The 16,351-nt window shown below is 60.4% G+C and carries 16 protein-coding genes; 8 read left to right on the top strand and 8 right to left on the bottom strand.

Annotated features, from left to right (window positions below):
• Positions 1 to 231 precede the first annotated feature (231 nt).
• From PSH97_RS22010 to PSH97_RS22000, 3 genes are all read right to left on the bottom strand, one after another.
• Positions 232 to 828, bottom strand: a complete 597-nt coding sequence (locus PSH97_RS22010; RefSeq protein ID WP_007898423.1) for a superoxide dismutase — start codon at positions 826 to 828, stop codon at positions 232 to 234.
• 176 nt (positions 829 to 1,004) lie between these two features.
• Positions 1,005 to 1,607, bottom strand: a complete 603-nt coding sequence (locus PSH97_RS22005; RefSeq protein ID WP_008069553.1) for a LysE/ArgO family amino acid transporter — start codon at positions 1,605 to 1,607, stop codon at positions 1,005 to 1,007.
• Between the two features lie 5 nt (positions 1,608 to 1,612).
• Positions 1,613 to 2,014 carry an ACT domain-containing protein gene (locus tag PSH97_RS22000; protein WP_305446694.1) on the bottom strand — a complete coding sequence of 134 codons (402 nt, stop codon included), beginning with the start codon at positions 2,012 to 2,014 and terminating at the stop codon, positions 1,613 to 1,615.
• 96 nt (positions 2,015 to 2,110) lie between these two features.
• Between PSH97_RS22000 and PSH97_RS21995 the strand changes: the two genes are divergently transcribed.
• The 3 genes from PSH97_RS21995 (at position 2,111) to PSH97_RS21985 (ending at position 5,063) form a co-directional block, all read left to right on the top strand.
• Positions 2,111 to 3,004 carry a LysR family transcriptional regulator ArgP gene (locus PSH97_RS21995; RefSeq protein WP_305446693.1) on the top strand — a complete coding sequence of 298 codons (894 nt, stop codon included), beginning with the start codon at positions 2,111 to 2,113 and terminating at the stop codon, positions 3,002 to 3,004.
• Positions 3,005 to 3,086: 82 nt separating this feature from the next.
• Positions 3,087 to 4,079, top strand: a complete 993-nt coding sequence (locus PSH97_RS21990; protein ID WP_305446691.1) for an NAD-dependent epimerase/dehydratase family protein — start codon at positions 3,087 to 3,089, stop codon at positions 4,077 to 4,079.
• A 117-nt stretch (positions 4,080 to 4,196) separates the two neighbouring features.
• Positions 4,197 to 5,063: an ATPase gene (locus tag PSH97_RS21985; protein ID WP_305446690.1), complete on the top strand. Its 867-nt coding sequence runs from the start codon at positions 4,197 to 4,199 to the stop codon at positions 5,061 to 5,063.
• Positions 5,064 to 5,134: 71 nt separating this feature from the next.
• Here PSH97_RS21985 and PSH97_RS21980 read toward each other — a convergent pair whose 3' ends face one another.
• On the bottom strand, positions 5,135 to 6,652 hold the full coding sequence (locus tag PSH97_RS21980) for an MDR family MFS transporter (RefSeq protein ID WP_305446689.1): 1,518 nt from the start codon (positions 6,650 to 6,652) through the stop codon (positions 5,135 to 5,137).
• A 78-nt stretch (positions 6,653 to 6,730) separates the two neighbouring features.
• The gene (gene pobA, locus PSH97_RS21975) at positions 6,731 to 7,915 is read right to left on the bottom strand and encodes a 4-hydroxybenzoate 3-monooxygenase (RefSeq protein WP_305449850.1); all 1,185 of its coding nucleotides are present in this window, start codon (positions 7,913 to 7,915) and stop codon (positions 6,731 to 6,733) included.
• 188 nt (positions 7,916 to 8,103) lie between these two features.
• On the opposite strand from pobA, the gene PSH97_RS21970 reads away from it, so the two are divergent.
• The gene (locus PSH97_RS21970; protein ID WP_305446688.1) at positions 8,104 to 9,015 is read left to right on the top strand and encodes a helix-turn-helix domain-containing protein; all 912 of its coding nucleotides are present in this window, start codon (positions 8,104 to 8,106) and stop codon (positions 9,013 to 9,015) included.
• Positions 9,016 to 9,025: 10 nt separating this feature from the next.
• Here the strand turns inward: PSH97_RS21970 and PSH97_RS21965 are convergent, their stop codons facing one another.
• Positions 9,026 to 9,202 carry a hypothetical protein gene (locus tag PSH97_RS21965; RefSeq protein WP_305446687.1) on the bottom strand — a complete coding sequence of 59 codons (177 nt, stop codon included), beginning with the start codon at positions 9,200 to 9,202 and terminating at the stop codon, positions 9,026 to 9,028.
• A 127-nt stretch (positions 9,203 to 9,329) separates the two neighbouring features.
• The gene (locus PSH97_RS21960) at positions 9,330 to 10,235 is read right to left on the bottom strand and encodes a LysR family transcriptional regulator (RefSeq protein ID WP_305446686.1); all 906 of its coding nucleotides are present in this window, start codon (positions 10,233 to 10,235) and stop codon (positions 9,330 to 9,332) included.
• Positions 10,236 to 10,349: 114 nt separating this feature from the next.
• Here PSH97_RS21960 and PSH97_RS21955 point away from each other — a divergent pair, with 114 nt between their 5' ends.
• Together PSH97_RS21955 and PSH97_RS21950 are read left to right on the top strand one after the other, a co-directional pair.
• Positions 10,350 to 11,237, top strand: a complete 888-nt coding sequence (locus PSH97_RS21955; RefSeq protein WP_305446685.1) for an MBL fold metallo-hydrolase — start codon at positions 10,350 to 10,352, stop codon at positions 11,235 to 11,237.
• Between the two features lie 165 nt (positions 11,238 to 11,402).
• Positions 11,403 to 12,017 carry an NAD(P)-dependent oxidoreductase gene (locus PSH97_RS21950; protein WP_305446684.1) on the top strand — a complete coding sequence of 205 codons (615 nt, stop codon included), beginning with the start codon at positions 11,403 to 11,405 and terminating at the stop codon, positions 12,015 to 12,017.
• 42 nt (positions 12,018 to 12,059) lie between these two features.
• Here the strand turns inward: PSH97_RS21950 and PSH97_RS21945 are convergent, their stop codons facing one another.
• Positions 12,060 to 12,941, bottom strand: a complete 882-nt coding sequence (locus tag PSH97_RS21945) for a LysR substrate-binding domain-containing protein (RefSeq protein ID WP_305446683.1) — start codon at positions 12,939 to 12,941, stop codon at positions 12,060 to 12,062.
• A gap of 159 nt (positions 12,942 to 13,100) precedes the next feature.
• Between PSH97_RS21945 and PSH97_RS21940 the strand changes: the two genes are divergently transcribed.
• Together PSH97_RS21940 and PSH97_RS21935 are read left to right on the top strand one after the other, a co-directional pair.
• Positions 13,101 to 14,738 carry a 5-guanidino-2-oxopentanoate decarboxylase gene (locus tag PSH97_RS21940; protein ID WP_305446682.1) on the top strand — a complete coding sequence of 546 codons (1,638 nt, stop codon included), beginning with the start codon at positions 13,101 to 13,103 and terminating at the stop codon, positions 14,736 to 14,738.
• Entirely contained in the window at positions 14,735 to 16,183 is a 1,449-nt protein-coding gene (locus PSH97_RS21935; RefSeq protein ID WP_305446681.1) for an aldehyde dehydrogenase family protein, read from the top strand. The genes PSH97_RS21940 and PSH97_RS21935 overlap by 4 nt, the downstream gene beginning before the upstream one ends.
• The last annotated feature ends 168 nt before the right edge of the window (positions 16,184 to 16,351 follow it).

Below are 16,351 nucleotides of genomic sequence, written 5' to 3'. Positions count from 1 at the left end.
TGTCGGTTGTTGGGGCCCTCAACTTGAGGGGCGCGGGATAATTTTTACGTGTGGTTGATGTTAGACGGCTGTGATGTGGGGGCAAGAGGGCGAATGCCACTCGTGTTGTGGGAATGTTCCCTCCAACTGTAGGCGCGAGACTTGACCGCGAAGGCGGCTATAGGAATGTACCCATCTCCCGAGCCCATAAAAAAACCCGGCAAAAGCCGGGTTTCTTGACTGGCGCGAAGCTTAAGCGGTGAAGGTTTTGCCTTCGAACTGCTCAGCCACGAATTTCCAGTTGACCAGGTTCCAGAACGCTTCGACGTACTTCGGACGAAGGTTGCGGTAGTCGATGTAGTAAGCGTGTTCCCAGACGTCGCAAGTCAGCAGCGGGGTGTCGCCGCTGGTCAGCGGGTTGCCGGCGCCGATGGTGCTGGCCAGGGCCAGGGAACCGTCAGCCTTTTTCACCAGCCAGCCCCAACCGGAACCGAAGGTGCCGATGGAGGTTTTGCTGAACTCTTCCTTGAACTTGTCGAACGAACCGAAAGCTGCGTTGATGGCATCAGCCAGCGCGCCGGTTGGTTGACCACCGGCGTTTGGCGCCAGGCAGTTCCAGTAGAAAGTGTGGTTCCAGACCTGAGCGGCGTTGTTGAAGATGCCGCCCGAGGAAGTCTTGACGATTTCTTCCAGGGTCTTGCCTTCGAACTCGGTGCCTGGCACCAGGTTGTTCAGGTTCACGACATAGGTGTTGTGGTGCTTGTCGTGGTGGTACTGCAGAGTTTCCTCTGAAATGTGCGGCTGCAGGGCATCGTGTGCGTAAGGCAGCGGCGGCAATTCGAAAGCCATGATGATTCTCCTAATCAGGTCAGTTGCGGTGAGCGCAAGGCCGATCACGGGCGGCCAGACATGCGCCGGGGAGTTTGTACTCTTTGCGGCGCAGGGATCGGATCATAGCACCGGGGGTGCGGCATAACCACGCAACAACTGTGTGGAATAGAGGTTCCAGAGCCTTTTGGAATAAATCATCCGGCGCTGATCAACTGGAACGCTACGGTGAACATCATGACGGCGACCAACAGGTCGAGGATTCGCCAGGTGCTTGGCCGTGCCAGCCATGGTGCGAGCCATGCCGCGCCAAGGGCTAAAGTGAAAAACCACAACAATGACGCACTGGCCGCGCCTACCACATAAGCACCAGGCTCGGTTTGTTGTGCGCCGAGAGAACCGATCAGCAACACGGTGTCCAGGTAAACGTGCGGGTTGAGCAACGTCACCGCCAATGCACTGAGCAGCACCGCCCGCAGCGAGCGCACGGTCTGATTTTCACCCTGTTGCAGGCTTTGTTTCGAGCAGGCCCGACGCAACGCCAGGCTGCCGTACCACAGTAAAAACGCCGCACCACCCCAACGGGCGATAGCCAGCAGGGTCGGGTTTTGCGCCAGCACCGTCGCCAGGCCGAACACCCCGGCGGCCACCAGCAACGCATCGCAGGTGACGCAGAGCGCCGCCACCGGCAGGTGATGTTCACGCCGAAGGCTCTGCGCCAGCACAAACGCATTCTGGGTGCCGATCGCCATGATCAGCCCCGCGGCCACCAACAGGCCGTTCACATAGCTTTGCCACATACGTTTTACTCCGCGTTGGACGCCAGATCCCGCAGTACCTGCAGGGCGCGTTCGGCATCGGCCTGGCCGACGAACAAATGGTCGTGGTAATACCCGGCGATCACGTTGCAACTGATGCCGGCCTTGCCCAGCGCCGTGGCGAACGCGGCGGTCAGGCCGACGGCTTCGAGGGCCGAGTGCACGTTCAAGGTGATCCAGGCGGCGACGTAGTCGAAGCTGAAACCGGCCTTCTGGGCGTGGGAACGTTCCAGAATCACCGTCAGGCCTTCCTGTTCACGAAAGCTGCCGACAATCTCAAGACCCGCGGGCAGCTTGCCGTCGCGCAACGTGCAGAACACGTATTCGCCGTCGTTGAGTTGCGGGCTCATGCTGCGCAGCAGGGTTGCCAATGACGTTTCGCCAGCCATGTCGGTGATCCTTGTTCGAGAGTTCTTGCTGGCCATTCTCCGGTTCAAGGCTGTATAAGAAAAACCAATAGTCCTGATCGCCCATTAGGAAAACTGATGTTCGACTACAAATTACTTTCCGCGCTCGCCGCGGTGATCGAACAGGCCGGATTCGAACGCGCCGCGCAGGTGCTGGGTTTGTCCCAATCGGCTATCTCCCAACGGATCAAACTGTTGGAGGCACGGGTCGGCCAACCGGTGCTGGTGCGCGTCACACCTCCAGCGCCGACGGAGATTGGCCGGCGATTGCTTAACCATGTACAGCAGGTGCGATTGCTGGAGCGCGATCTGCAAACGTTGGTCCCGGCGCTGGACGAAGAAGGCCTGCCGGAACGCCTGCGTATCGCTCTGAATGCCGACAGTCTTGCCACTTGGTGGGCCGAGGCGGTGGGGGACTTTTGTGCGGAACAACATCTATTGCTCGACTTGGTGGTAGAAGACCAGACCGTCGGCCTTAAACGCATGCGCGCAGGCGAAGTGGCGGGGTGTGTCTGCGCCAGTGAACGGCCGGTGGCCGGTGCGCGCAGCGTTCTGTTGGGGGCGATGCGCTACCGTGCGATGGCGAGCCCGGCGTTCATTGCCCGGCATTTTCCCGAAGGTGTACGCGCCGATCAGTTAGCCAAAACCCCGGCCCTGGTGTTTGGCCCGGATGATTTCCTACAGCATCGCTACCTCGCATCCCTCGGTGTGGATGGGGGGTTCGAACACCATTTATGCCCATCGTCCGAAGGGTTTCTTCGTCTCACGGAAGCAGGGCTTGGCTGGGGCCTGGTGCCTGAATTGCAGGTGCGCGAGCAACTTGAGCGCGGTCAATTGCAGGAGCTTTTGCCAGATAAGCCGATCGATGTGCCGCTGTACTGGCATCATTGGCGCAATGGCGGTCAGCTGTTGGGGTTACTCACCGATCAATTGGTGCGCTCGTCGAAGCAATGGCTGGTGCCGTTGGACTGACGGGCAGCGTCAAGACCTCACGCCCTACGGCCTACGCAATATGCAAAGCGCAAAACGTAAAACGAAATATTCGGAGCAATTCATGAAGATTCTGGTCACCGGCGCAAGCGGCTTCATTGGCGGACGCTTTGCGCGTTTCGCCCTGGAGCAGGGCCTGGACGTGCGGGTCAACGGTCGCCGGGCCGAGAGCGTCGAGCATCTGGTGCGCCGTGGCGCCGAGTTCATTCAGGGCGATTTGAGCGACCCGCAACTGGCGCGCAACCTGTGTTCAGACGTCGAAGCCGTGGTGCATTGCGCCGGCGCAGTGGGTTTGTGGGGGCGGTATCAGGATTTTCATCAGGGTAACGTCGAAGTCACCGAGAACGTGGTCGAAGCCTGTCTGAAACAACGGGTCCGGCGTCTGGTGCACTTGTCGTCGCCGTCGATCTACTTCGATGGCCGCGATCATCTGGGCTTGACCGAAGACCAGGTGCCCAAGCGCTTCAAACATCCCTACGCCGCGACCAAATACCTGGCTGAGCAAAAAGTCTTCGGGGCGCAGGAATTCGGCCTCGAAACCCTGGCCCTGCGCCCGCGCTTCGTGACGGGCGCCGGCGACATGAGCATTTTCCCGAGATTGCTGAAAATGCAGCGCAAAGGACGGTTGGCGATTATCGGCAATGGCCTGAACAAGGTCGACTTCACCAGCGTACAAAACCTCAATGAAGCGTTGCTCAGCAGCTTGCTGGCCAGTGGTTCGGCCTTGGGCAAGGCCTACAACATCAGCAACGGAGCGCCGGTTCCGTTGTGGGATGTGGTCAATTACGTGATGCGCCAAATGGATATCCCACAGGTTACCCGTTACCGTTCCTACGGTTTGGCCTACAGCCTTGCCGCGCTCAACGAGGGTGTGTGCAAGCTGTGGCCAGGTCGTCCCGAGCCGACCCTGTCGCGGCTGGGCATGCAGGTCATGAACAAAAACTTCACCCTGGACATCAGCCGCGCACGGCATTATCTGGACTACGATCCGAAAGTCAGCCTCTGGACCGCCCTCGATGAATTCTGCGGCTGGTGGAAGGCTCAGGACATTCGCTGACACACAAGGGCGGCCCCTTACTGAACCGAGTTCGGGGTTCAGGGTCAACCGGTGCGGCAGCGGGGGTTATACTTCGCCGCATCAAGCCATCACCGCGTTCCACAAAGGTTGACCCTAATGCCCATGCGTAACGATGCCAACGACGACTTCGATGTCCCGAGCCTGCGCGCCGACAGCCTCGATGACGATGATTTTCCAACCACCGCTCGCACTGCCGTGCATTCGCGCACCGCGCCGGTGGTCAAGGTCAAAGGCCCGAGCACCGGCCCCCTGTGGGCATTGGTCGGCGCGTTGTTCTTTGCTTTCGCCGGCCTTGCCTGGTGGAGTTTCCAGCAGATCTCGCTGATGGAACAGCAACTGGTGGCGACCCAGGAAAGTTTTGCGCGCATCAGTGAGGAAGCGGCGGGGCGCTTACAGGACATTTCCGGCAAGGTCGTGGCCAGCCAGTCCAACGTCAACACCGGCAGTGAAGCGTTGAAGCTGCAAATCAAACAGCTCGAAGGCAAACTCCAGGAGCAGAGCAAACAGCTGGAAAGCAAGCTTCAGGACCAAAGCAAACAGCAGCAAGGCGTACTCGGCCAGACCTCAGAACTGGACAAGCGCCTGGCGCAAATGACCGCACAAGCCACCGAACAACAAACCGCCAATGCTCAGTTGCAGGCCCAGGTCAAAGCCTTGAGCGGCGAACTGGCCGCGTTGAAGAGCGCGTCGGACGATACCAGCCAATTCGACGCCCAACTGAAAAGCCTGGGCGCTGACATTGTCGCGCTGAAGAAACAAGGCAACCCGAGCGCCGCCATCGAGCGCCTGGAGCAAGACATGATCGTGCTCAAAAGCCAACAGGACAACCGCCCGGCCGCCGCACAAGGAGGCACCAACACCGCCGAGTTCGACGCCTTCCGCAGCCAGGTCACCCGCAACATCAACACCCTGCAGGCGCAGATCCAGAATCTGCAGCAACAGCTGCGCACCCGGTCTCAATAGCGCGATGCAGTGATGGAGCCTGTGGCGTTGATCGTTCCCACGCAGAGCGTGGGAACGATCGGTCGGAGGGATTACCGAACCGTGTCCTCCCGCCCCCGCAACACTCTGTTCGGCATGGCAATCGCCGCCGCCAGCCCCAGCAGCGACACCGCCGCGCTGACCATCAGCAAATGCCGGAAGGTCAGCAGCAACTCAGCGCGCAGGGCGTTTTGCGCATCCCCCGGCGCGGCGTTCAAACCATCGAGCAAGACATTCCCCGAACTCCCTTCGGCCATCAACGACGAGCCCGCCAGATGCGCGAAACTCGAATCCTGTAACAACGCCAGCAGCAGCGCCGACATCAACGCCACCCCCATTGCGCCGCCCAGAGAACGGAACAGATTGGTGGTGCTTGTGGCGACGCCGATGTCCCGTTGTTCCACCGAGTTTTGCGTACCCACCAACGACGTCGGGAACTGCATGCCACTGGCGATGCCGCTGAGCAACATGAACAGGCTGCTCAGCACAAACGCCTGAGGCGCACTGAACGCCATGCCCAGGATCGAGAACGGCATCAGCAGGGCGCCGGTCAGGATCATCGGTTTATAGCGACCGGTCACCGACGTCCTGCGACCGGCGAAATACGCGCCTATCGGCAACCCCATGGCCAGCGGCAACAGGTGCAGCGCGGCGCTGTCAGCCCCGGCGCCGGTGACGCTCTGGAAGCGCAGCGGCATCAGCACAATCAAGGAAATCGCCTGGAAACTGGTGAAGAAAATCGTGCACCAGCAAAAAATCGCACTGCGATTGGCGAACAAGTGCATCGGCAGCAACGGTTCCCGCGCCCGCCGTTCATGCCAGACGAACACGGCCAGCACCACCACCGCACAACCGAGCAAACCCGACACTTCGGTGCTGCGCCACAAATGTCCCTGGCCAACCTGAGTAATACCCAGCAGCAACGCCGTCAGGCCAATGATCATCAGCAGCGTGCCGAAGTAGTCGATGATCGGCTTGCGCTGCGGCACTGGCAGCCCCACCAGCGTGCGGTGGGCCACCCGCCAGGCAATCAGGCCCAGTGGAAGATTGATCAGGAACACCCAGCGCCAGGACAGGTATTCGGTCATGTAGCCACCGAGAACCGGGCCGGCCACACTGGCCACCGCGTACATGCTGCTGAAGTAACCCTGATAGCGACCGCGCTCGCGGGGTGGAACGATGTCGCCGATGATCGCCTGGCTCACCGAAATCATCCCGCCGGCGCCGATGCCCTGAAGGATCCGCGCCAGCACCAATTGCTCCATGCTCTGCGCCATGCCGCAAAACAACGACGCCAGGGTGAATAGCCCCATGCCGAACAGCATCAACTTGCGGCGGCCATACAGATCGCCGAGTTTGCCGTAGATCGGCACCGCCACGGTCATCGCCACCATGTACCCGGAAATCACCCAGGCCAGCAGGCTGACATCCTTGAATTGCGCGGAAATGGCCGGCATCGACACGGCGACGATGGTCTGGTCCAGCGCACCCAGAAAGATCGCCAGCATCAGGGCGATCAGCACACTGCGAATGGCCGGTTTGGGTGTTTCAGGCCGGTTGAGATTGGTCACGGTAAAACCTGCGGGCAGTGATGGACCCGCAAGAGGCAAGGCGAGCGGGGATGCTCGCCAGTGTAAGTCGATAGGAACCTATTCGATAGCCTCATAAGGAAGGCCGACGTAATTTTCCGCAATGGTTTTTCGGCCCGCCTCAGAGTCCACGAAATAGGCCAGTTCCGATTCGCTGATGCGCTGGCTGAACGCGTCGTGCTCGTCGAAGCGATGCAACATCGAGGTCATCCACCAGGAAAACCGCTCGGCTTTCCATACCCGACGCAAGCAGACCTCGGAATACTTCTCCAGCAAATCCACACGCCCTTCGCGGTAAACCTTCAGCAGAATATTGAACAACGTACTGACGTCGCTGGCCGCCAGGTTCAAACCCTTGGCGCCGGTGGGCGGGACGATGTGAGCGGCGTCGCCGACCAGGAACATCCGCCCGTACTGCATCGGCTCGACCACGAAACTGCGCAGCGGCGCGATGCTTTTTTCAATCGAAGGGCCGGTCACCAGAGAAGCGGCGAGGGCGGTCGGCAGACGGGATTTGAGCTCATCCCAGAAGCGCTGATCGGACCAGTCTTCGACTTTGTCCTGGGCTGGAACCTGGAGGTAATAACGGGTGCGTGTCGGCGAACGCATGCTGCACAGCGCAAAACCCCGTTCGTGCCGTGCATAGACCAACTCTTCATGCACCGGTGGCGTGTCGGCGAGAATCCCCAGCCAGCCGAACGGATAAACCCGCTCGAACACTTTCAGGCAGTCAGCGGGGATCGATTGCCGCGCCACGCCATGGAAACCGTCGCAACCGGCGATGTAGTCACAATCGAGTCGATACGTTTCGCCGTCCTTGTCGAAGGTCACAAAGGGTTCGGCGGTTTTCATGCCGTGGGGGACGACATTGCTGGCTTCATAGATCGTCTGTGCACCGGCGTCCCGACGAGCGGCCATCAGATCGCGGGTGACCTCGGTCTGGCCATAGATCGTTACAGTTTTGCCGCCAGTCAGCGCCTGCAAATCGATGTGTACCCGGCGCCCGTCGAGGGCCAGTTCGAAGCCTGCGTGGACCAGCCCTTCAGCATCCATGCGCTGACCCACCCCGGCCTGACGCAACAGCTCTACCATGCCTTGTTCGAGGACGCCGGCGCGGATGCGTCCGAGCACGTAGTCCGGGGTCTGGCGTTCGAGGATCAGGGTGTCGATGCCGGCGTTATGCAGCAATTGGCCGAGCAGCAAACCAGAGGGGCCGGCACCGATGATCGCGACTTGGGTTTTCAGTGTTTTCATTGTTTTTATGACTCGCAAGCTCCACGCGACCAAGGCCGGTGAGTGATTTTTATGGATCGAGTACTTGCATTTTTCACTTGCGGGTCTGTCAATTGAAGGGGAAAACTGAGCCGATACCTGTACATTCTGCCAATCGGTGCGATTATCGCCCCGTTACCCTCGAGGCCTGGATTGACGTGATGAACAAGCCTGACCTGCCATCGATTCCGGTGTTCAAACTCTACGGTGAAAGCCTGGACTGGCCGACCCCTGACTTATTGCACTGTGAAACCATTTCCAAACGCAGCCGCGAACATCAATGGGAAATCAAACCTCACCGCCACGCGGATTTGTGTCAGTTGCTCTTCGTCTTCAAAGGTCAGGCAGAGCTTGAGATCGAAGGCAAACGCTCACAATTGACTGAGCCGGCAATCCTGATTCTGCCGCCGTTATCGGTGCATGGTTATCGGTTTTCCGAGGACGTCGAAGGGTTCGTCGTCACGCTGGCCGCGCCGCTGATCGCCCACCTGCAAGCACAACTGGGCAATTCGGTGAACGCTCTGGCACAGGCCGAAAGCTACCCGGCGGGCAAGGACAGCGAGTACCTCAACAGCCTGTTTTCGGCGCTGCAAAGCGAGTACACCGGTCATCAACCGGCGCGGGAAATGCTCATGCATTCGCTGGTCAGCGTGATCATGGTGTGGGTCAGCCGTCAGGTGATTCAGCGCCAAGCCGCCACCCAGCGTCCGCAGCGAGCCCGGGAATACCTCAACGGCTTTATTCAACTGGTGGAAGAAACCTATCGCCAGCACGTCAAGGTCGAGGACCTGGCTCATCGGCTGGGGATTTCCGTGTCTCACCTCAACGGCACATGCCGTGAACTGGCGGGGCAACCGGCGTTGCAGATCATGCACGAGCGTCAATTGCTGGAGGCCAAGCGTTTGCTGACCTACACCAGCATGACCATTTATGAAATGTCCGACGTGTTGGGTTTTTCCGATCCGACCAACTTCACACGCCTGTTCAGGCGTCGCGTGGGGATTTCACCCAAAGCCTTTCGCGACCGCTTGAAGGCCGATCATGACCATGCCGATCAGGACAACGAGGCCTGAAACCCCTTCGTCATCGGAGGGCGTTGAGGGTCGCGTTGTGGGGAATGCAGCGCTCGAAGTTGCAGCTCGCGTATTCACGGGGCACTTGTCGCAACTGCTCGACACGCCAGGCGGCCGTGCCATACAGCGCCAGCGTCGCTGCGCAAGTGATGAAAATGGCGAGGTATCTTCTTGTTTTGATGTTCATGGCGTTGACCTCTGAACGAATACCTTTCGGTACTGTTTTGAGCATAGGTCAGCGCGGATGAGTTGCCAGCAAAGCCGCTTTCGCGGTTAACGCGATATTCAGAACACTGATATCCCTGCGGGAGTGTTTACAGGTCGATATCCCACTCCGGCTCTTCCGGAAACCTCAACACCAAAAAATCCAGCATGCTGCGCAACGCCGCCGGCATGTGTTTGCGTGACGCATACACCGCATAGATGTTCATCTGCCGGGGCTCGGCCTGGGGCAGCAGGCGGATCAGTTCGCCGCTGTGGATATGCACTCCCGCCTGATAGCTCGGCAGCATCGCCACACCGGCGCCGGCGATCGTCGCGCGCAACAGCGTGCTGGCTTCGTTGGCGCTGATGTTGCCCTGCACCGGTACCGAGACGGGTTCGCCGTCCTGTTCGAAATGCCAGAGGCTTTTGCCGAAGTAGGAATGGGTCAGGCAGTTGTGCAGGCTGAGGTCCTCGACCCGTTGCGGCGTCGGGTGTTCGCGCAGGTAAGCGGGGGAGGCGCAGATCACTGAGCGGCAGACCGTCAGGCGCCGGGCGATCAGGTTCGGGTCCAGGTCGTTGCTGGTGCGGATGGCCAGGTCGATGCGTTCATCCACCAGGTTCACCGTGCGGTCGAGCATTTGCATATCGATGCTGACGCCGGGGTAACGTTTGACGTAAGCCGCCATGGCGTCCGCCAGTTGCGCCTGGCCGAACGAGGTGCTGACGCTGAGTCGCAGCAGGCCTCGCGGTGCGTCGTCCGGCTCGCTGACGGCGGCTTGCATGTCGGTGGACAAATCGAGCATCTGCCGACAGCGAGGCAGGATCTCACTGCCGGCGGCGGTCAGGCTCAATTTGCGCGTGGTGCGGTGCATCAGGCGTGCGCCGACCCAATCTTCCAACTCCGCCAGGTAGCGTGAAACCACCGGCCGTGACAGGTCCAGGTGATCGGCGGCGGCCGATTGGCTGCCCAGGTCCACCACCGTGACGAACACCCGCATTGCTTGTAGACGATCCATGATTTGCCCGCTTTCAGAAACAAACTATGTTCAAGCATCGCATTTTTTGTATCGAACCAGGCAACTAAGCTCTGTCCCATCGCCAAGCATGGCATTCGGACAACGGAGCAACAGATGATCGGCTTCACTTCAATCAAACGCATTCTTCTGGCAACCGCCACGCTCGGCTTCGCGGCCCATGTCGCTGCGGCGTCCACTCTGACACTGGACGTCTACAACCCTGGCACCGATGCGATCTTTCCAGTGACCTCGGTGCTGGTCAGCGGCGAGAAAGAAGCGATTCTGGTGGACGCCCAATTCGGCAAAGCCCAAGCCGAACAGGTGGTGGAAAAAATCCGCGCCAGCGGCAAGCAACTGACCACCATCTACATCAGCCACGGTGACCCGGATTACTACTTCGGCCTCGACACCGTCACCCAGGCATTCCCGAAAGCCAAGGTGCTGGCCTCGCAACCGACTGTTGATCACATCAAAAAAACCGTCGACAGCAAACTGGCGTTCTGGGGCCCGAAAATGGGGGCCGACGTGCCGAACAAAACCATCGTGCCGCAGGTGCTCAAGGGCGATAGCCTGATGCTGGAGGGGCAGAAATTGCAGGTGCTCGGCCTGGACGGCAAGCAGCCGGATCGCAGCTTTGTGTGGATCCCGTCGATCAAGGCGGTGGTCGGTGGCGTGGTCGTCGCCGAAAACATTCACGTGTGGATGGCCGACACCCAGACCCCGCAATCCCATGCCGATTGGCTGACGACGTTACAGGCGATAGAAGCGCTGAAGCCGACCACCATTGTGCCGGGTCACTACCTCGGTGAGAGCGCTCGTTCTCTGGCGGCGGTGCAGTTCACCGCCGATTACATCAAGGCTTTCGACGAAGAAACCGCCAAGGCGAAAGATGCTGCCGAACTGATCGGCGCAATGAAAAAACGCTACCCGAGCCTGGGCGAAGAAAGCTCGCTGGAGCTGAGCGCCAAAGTCGCCAAGGGCGAGATGAAGTGGGGTGAATGAGGGATCGTTCCCACGCTCTGCGTGGGAATGCAGCCCGGGACGCTCCGCGTCCCATCAAAAGCCGAACGCGGAGCGTCCGTTGAGGCATTCCCACGCAGAGCGTGGGAACGATCAAAGCCCTGAGTCACACCTGTATCGATTCACCCAAGCCAACTGGAGAACGTCATGAGCAACATCGCAATCATCGGTGCCACCGGTCGTGCCGGTAGCCAACTGTTGGAAGAAGCCCTGCGTCGCGGTCACAGCGTCACGGCCATCGCCCGCGACACCTCGAAAATCGCCCCACGTGCCGGGGTCGTGAGCAAAAACGTGGACGTGCTCGACGCGGCTGCATTGCGAGCCGCTGTGGCCGGGCATGATGCGGTGATCAGCGCTGCGCATTTCTCCACCATCCCCGCCAGCGCCGTCATCGAGCCGGTGAAGAAGGCCGGGGTCAAGCGTCTGCTGGTGGTCGGCGGTGCCGGTTCGCTGTTGCTGCCGGACGGCACTCGGGTGATCGACAGTGAAGGTTTCCCGGAGGAATACAAGGCCGAAGCCAGCGCCGGTGCCGAATTCCTCAATACCTTGCGTCAGGAAAAGGACCTGGACTGGACCTTCCTGTCGCCGTCGGCAGAGTTTGTCGAAGGTGAGCGCACCAGCACGTTTCGGGTCGGCAAGGATGACTTGCTGGTGAGTGCCGAAGGCCGCAGCTGGATTACCTTTGCTGACTTCGCGATTGCGTTGCTTGATGAAGTGGAAACGCCGAAGCATTCCCGTCAGCGGTTTACTGTCGGGTATTGATCGTCTGATCGTTCCCACGCAGAGCGTGGGAACGATCATCTCTTAGCGACTCTGCGCCTGCTCCACCAACCACCCCATCAATTCGCGCAACTTCGGCGAAGGCGCCGGTTTCTCGGGAAACACCAAGTAATACGCCAACCCGGTTTTCACCTTCAAGTCAAAAGGCATGACCAGCCGTCCGGCACTCAGGTCATCGCCGATCAACGACCAATCGCCAATCGCTACACCTGTCCCCTGAGACGCCATCGACATCGCCAGGTCCAGGGTTTCGAAATGCTGACCTTTGCCGACATTGCTCAGCCGAATATCCGCAGCCTTCAGCCAGGCGTTCCAGTCCCGTTCATCGCGGGTGGGGTGCAGTAACAAGTGCTGTTGCAGATCGGCCGGTGTATGCAAAGCCATCGGCCCTTCAAGCATCGGCCGGGAACACACGGGGGTCAGTTGCTCATCGAACAGATGCCGGGAGGCCAGTGAGTTGTCCGGCGGCGGGCCATACATCACCGCCGCATCGAACTGCTCGCGATGAAAGTCCACGCCGTGTTTCACCGTGGTGGTCAACTCCACCGGTACATCCGGGCGTTCCTTTTGCCACTGCAACAGGCGTGGCAACAGCCAGCGCATCACGCAGGTTGGGGCTTTCAGTTGCAGGGTTTCGCGCTTCTCGCCGATCTGCTCCACCGCCTCGTCGATCAGGCCGAAAATCTGCTGCACCCGTGGCAACCACTCCCGGCCTTCGGCGGTCAGGCTCAAGCCCCGCGCCTGACGAATGAACAGTTCATAACCCAGATGATCTTCCAGCCCGGCGATCTGTCGGCTCACCGCGCCTTGGGTGATGTGCAGCTGTTCGGCGGCCCGGGTGAAGTTGCAGCACTGCGCGGTGATCAGAAAAGTGTGCAGCGCCGGCAGGGGAGGCAATCGTTTCATTGGGATCCAAGGTATGACGTGAGGACATGGCTAGTATGACTTTTTATCCATTGTTGCGGCGACGTGTCGCCCGTTCCAATGAGGCCATCCCTGGACCTGCCAACCCATCATAAACACTGCGCAGGCCCGGCGTCTCAAACGAACAAAAAGGGCAAAGACATGGCGACGTGCGGCGAAGTATTGGTCAAGTTACTCGAAGGTTACGGGGTCGAGCAGGTGTTCGGCATTCCCGGGGTTCACACCGTGGAGCTGTATCGCGGGCTGGCCCGTTCGAGCATCAACCACGTCACTCCGCGTCACGAACAGGGCGCCGGTTTCATGGCCGACGGTTATGCGCGCACCAGCGGCAAACCGGGTGTGTGCTTCATCATCACCGGTCCTGGCATGACCAACATCACCACCGCCATGGGCCAGGCTTACGCCGACTCGATCCCGATGCTGGTGATCTCCAGCGTGCAATCGCGCAGCCAATTGGGCGGCGGTCGCGGCAAGCTGCATGAGCTGCCGAACCAGAGCGCACTGGTTGGCGGCGTGGCAGCGTTCTCCCACACCTTGATGTCGGCGGCTGAATTGCCGGGCGTCCTGGCTCGCGCCTTCGCGTTGTTCCAGGCTGGCCGTCCACGTCCGGTGCACATCGAAATTCCGTTGGACGTCTTGGTCGAAGAGGCCGATGACTTGCTCGCCAGCGTGCCGGTGAACATCGACCGCGCCGGCGCTTCGCCAAGTGCGATCAGCCGCATGACCGAGTTGCTGGCCGGTGCCAAGCGCCCGTTGATTCTCGCCGGCGGCGGCGCCATCGATGCCGCGGCCGAGCTGACTGAACTGGCCGAGCTGCTCGACGCGCCAGTGGCACTGACCATCAATGCCAAAGGCATGCTCGGATCCAGCCACCCGTTGCTGATCGGTTCGACCCAAAGCCTGGTGGCTACCCGTGCACTGGTGGCCGAGGCCGACGTAGTGCTGGCCATCGGCACCGAACTGGCCGAAACCGATTACGACATCACCTTCGCCGGCGGCTTCGAAATCCCCGGCGTGCTGCTGCGCGTGGACATCGACCCCGATCAGACCGTGCGTAATTACCCGCCGAAAGTCGCGTTGGTGGCCGACTCGCGCAACGCCGCTCAGGCCTTGCTGAGTGCGCTTTCCCACCAGTCGCTGGCCGAGCGTCGCAACGATTGGGGCCAGGTGCGTGCCGCGCGTTTGCGCGATGAACTGGCCGCGACCTGGGACGCCCCGACCCTGGCCCAGACTCGCTTCCTGGAAACCGTTTTGCACGAATTGCCGAACGCGGTATTCGTCGGCGATTCGACCCAACCGGTGTACACCGGCAACCTCACATTCAACCCGGAACGCCCGCGCCGCTGGTTCAACTCGTCCACCGGTTACGGCACCCTCGGTTACGCCTTGCCGGCGGCGATTGGCGCCTGGCTTGGCGGCAGCGTCGAAGGTGGCGCGCGGCCGCCGGTGGTGTGCCTGATTGGCGACGGCGGTCTGCAATTCACCCTGCCGGAACTGGCCAGTGCGGTAGAAGCACGCACGCCAGTGATCGTCCTGCTGTGGAATAACCAGGGCTACGAAGAGATCAAGAAATACATGGTCAACCGCGACATCGAGCCGGTGGGCGTGGACATCTACACCCCGGACTTCATTGGTGTGGCCAAGGCGCTGGGCTGCGCGGCCGAGGCGGTCAGCGGTGTTGAAGAACTGCGCAGCGCGTTGCGTCTCGCCACCGATCGCCAGGGCCCGACCCTGATTGAAATCGATCAGACCCGGTGGATGAAGGCGGTGTCGAAATGAGTTTTCCTATCACTCTGGATGGCCTGTACATCGATGGTAAATGGTCGTCTGGCAACGAACATTTACGCGTGATCAACCCGGCGACCGAAGCGCTGCTGACAACCGTCAACGGCGGCGATGAACACGCAGTCGATCAGGCCGTCACAGCGGCGACCCATGCTTTCAAAGAATGGTCGAAAACCACCGGCACTGAGCGCGGGGCGATCCTGCGCAGAATCGCCGCGGGCGTGCAGGCCGGTCGTGAACAGTTGATGAAATTGCAGTCGAGCAACAACGGCAAACCGCTGTTCGAAGCGGCCATCGACGTCGACGATGTGATCGCCACCTTCGAGTATTACGCCGATCTGGCCGAAGGCCTGGACGCGAAACAGGACAGCGTCGTGGCGTTGCCGAGCGACGATTTCAGCGCCCGTTTGCGTCGCGAACCATGCGGTGTGGTGGGGCTGATCGTGCCGTGGAATTTTCCGATGGTCACCACCGCCTGGAAACTCGCCCCAGCGCTGGCCGCCGGTTGCTGCGTGGTGCTCAAGCCGTCTGAGGTGACGCCGCTGCCGGAGTTGGAGCTGGCGACGATCATTGCCGAAGCCGGTCTGCCAAACGGTGTGTTCAATCTGGTCTGCGGCACCGGCCTGGCTGTTGGCGCGCCGCTGTCGGCTGACCCACGCATCGCCAAGATTTCCTTCACCGGCAGCAACGCGGTGGGCGTACAGGTGATGCAACGGGCGGCGGAAACCGTGAAAGGCGTGAGCCTGGAACTGGGCGGCAAATCTTCGCTGCTGGTACTCGCCGATGCCGATATCGAATTGGCCGTGGAAGTGGCCTGTGGCGGCGGTTTCTTCAACGCCGGGCAGATGTGTTCCGCCACCAGCCGTGTGTTGGTTGCCGATGAACTGGCAGAAAAGTTTGTAGCGCGATTGAAGGCCCGTGCCGAAGCCATTCGCGTGGCCGACCCGTTCGACCCCAACGTGGAAATGGGCGCACTGGTCAATCAGGCGCAATACCAACGCGTGCTGGGCCACATCGATCGCGGTTTGAGCGCAGGCGCGAAGTTGATCTGCGGCGGTAATCGTCCGGCAGATCTGCCACGCGGCTATTTTTTGCAGCCGACGATTTTCGTCGACGTGCCCCTCGACAGTGCGCTGTGGTGCGAAGAGATTTTCGGCCCGGTGATCTGCGTTCGCAGTTTCAGCTCTGAAGCCGAGGCGATTGCCCTGGCCAACAACAGCCAGTTTGGCTTGGTGGCCAGCGTGGTCACGCGCGATGGCGAAGCGGCTGATCGGGTCGCCAACGCTTTGCAGGCGGGGCTTGTGTGGATCAACGCGCCGCAAGTGATCTTCCCGCAGACCGCCTGGGGTGGTTACAAACAGAGCAGCATCGGCCGCGAATTGGGGCCGTGGGGCTTGCAGGCTTTCCAGGAAATAAAACACGTGATTCGGGCCGTCTGACAGCACGAAAAAGGTGAGCGCATGCCTCGTGATGAGGCATGCGCCAGCGTCATGGCTTCAATGAGTTTTTATCGATAGTCAGGTGTTTTGCACGACCTCAGGATGAACCCGCTGGCATCGCCAAGGCCCATTGAAACCGGGGGCTTGAAGCTGATCTGGCCGCGCGGA

This window comes from Pseudomonas cucumis, from assembly GCF_030687935.1.
Taxonomy (GTDB): domain Bacteria; phylum Pseudomonadota; class Gammaproteobacteria; order Pseudomonadales; family Pseudomonadaceae; genus Aquipseudomonas; species Aquipseudomonas cucumis.
This window is presented reverse-complemented; position numbering and strand designations above follow the sequence as displayed.

What these genes read in the sequence shown, in the direction of transcription:
- PSH97_RS21960 (WP_305446686.1), bottom strand. Translation starts at nt 10,235, where the DNA reads ATGGATCGTCTACAAGCAATGCGGGTGTTCGTCACGGTGGTGGACCTG.
- PSH97_RS21995 (WP_305446693.1), top strand. Translation starts at nt 2,111, where the DNA reads ATGTTCGACTACAAATTACTTTCCGCGCTCGCCGCGGTGATCGAACAG.
- PSH97_RS21935 (WP_305446681.1), top strand. Translation starts at nt 14,735, where the DNA reads ATGAGTTTTCCTATCACTCTGGATGGCCTGTACATCGATGGTAAATGG.
- PSH97_RS21990 (WP_305446691.1), top strand. Translation starts at nt 3,087, where the DNA reads ATGAAGATTCTGGTCACCGGCGCAAGCGGCTTCATTGGCGGACGCTTT.
- PSH97_RS22000 (WP_305446694.1), bottom strand. Translation starts at nt 2,014, where the DNA reads ATGGCTGGCGAAACGTCATTGGCAACCCTGCTGCGCAGCATGAGCCCG.
- PSH97_RS22005 (WP_008069553.1), bottom strand. Translation starts at nt 1,607, where the DNA reads ATGTGGCAAAGCTATGTGAACGGCCTGTTGGTGGCCGCGGGGCTGATC.
- PSH97_RS21950 (WP_305446684.1), top strand. Translation starts at nt 11,403, where the DNA reads ATGAGCAACATCGCAATCATCGGTGCCACCGGTCGTGCCGGTAGCCAA.
- PSH97_RS21940 (WP_305446682.1), top strand. Translation starts at nt 13,101, where the DNA reads ATGGCGACGTGCGGCGAAGTATTGGTCAAGTTACTCGAAGGTTACGGG.
- PSH97_RS21965 (WP_305446687.1), bottom strand. Translation starts at nt 9,202, where the DNA reads ATGAACATCAAAACAAGAAGATACCTCGCCATTTTCATCACTTGCGCA.
- PSH97_RS21955 (WP_305446685.1), top strand. Translation starts at nt 10,350, where the DNA reads ATGATCGGCTTCACTTCAATCAAACGCATTCTTCTGGCAACCGCCACG.
- PSH97_RS21945 (WP_305446683.1), bottom strand. Translation starts at nt 12,941, where the DNA reads ATGAAACGATTGCCTCCCCTGCCGGCGCTGCACACTTTTCTGATCACC.
- PSH97_RS22010 (WP_007898423.1), bottom strand. Translation starts at nt 828, where the DNA reads ATGGCTTTCGAATTGCCGCCGCTGCCTTACGCACACGATGCCCTGCAG.
- PSH97_RS21970 (WP_305446688.1), top strand. Translation starts at nt 8,104, where the DNA reads ATGAACAAGCCTGACCTGCCATCGATTCCGGTGTTCAAACTCTACGGT.
- PSH97_RS21985 (WP_305446690.1), top strand. Translation starts at nt 4,197, where the DNA reads ATGCCCATGCGTAACGATGCCAACGACGACTTCGATGTCCCGAGCCTG.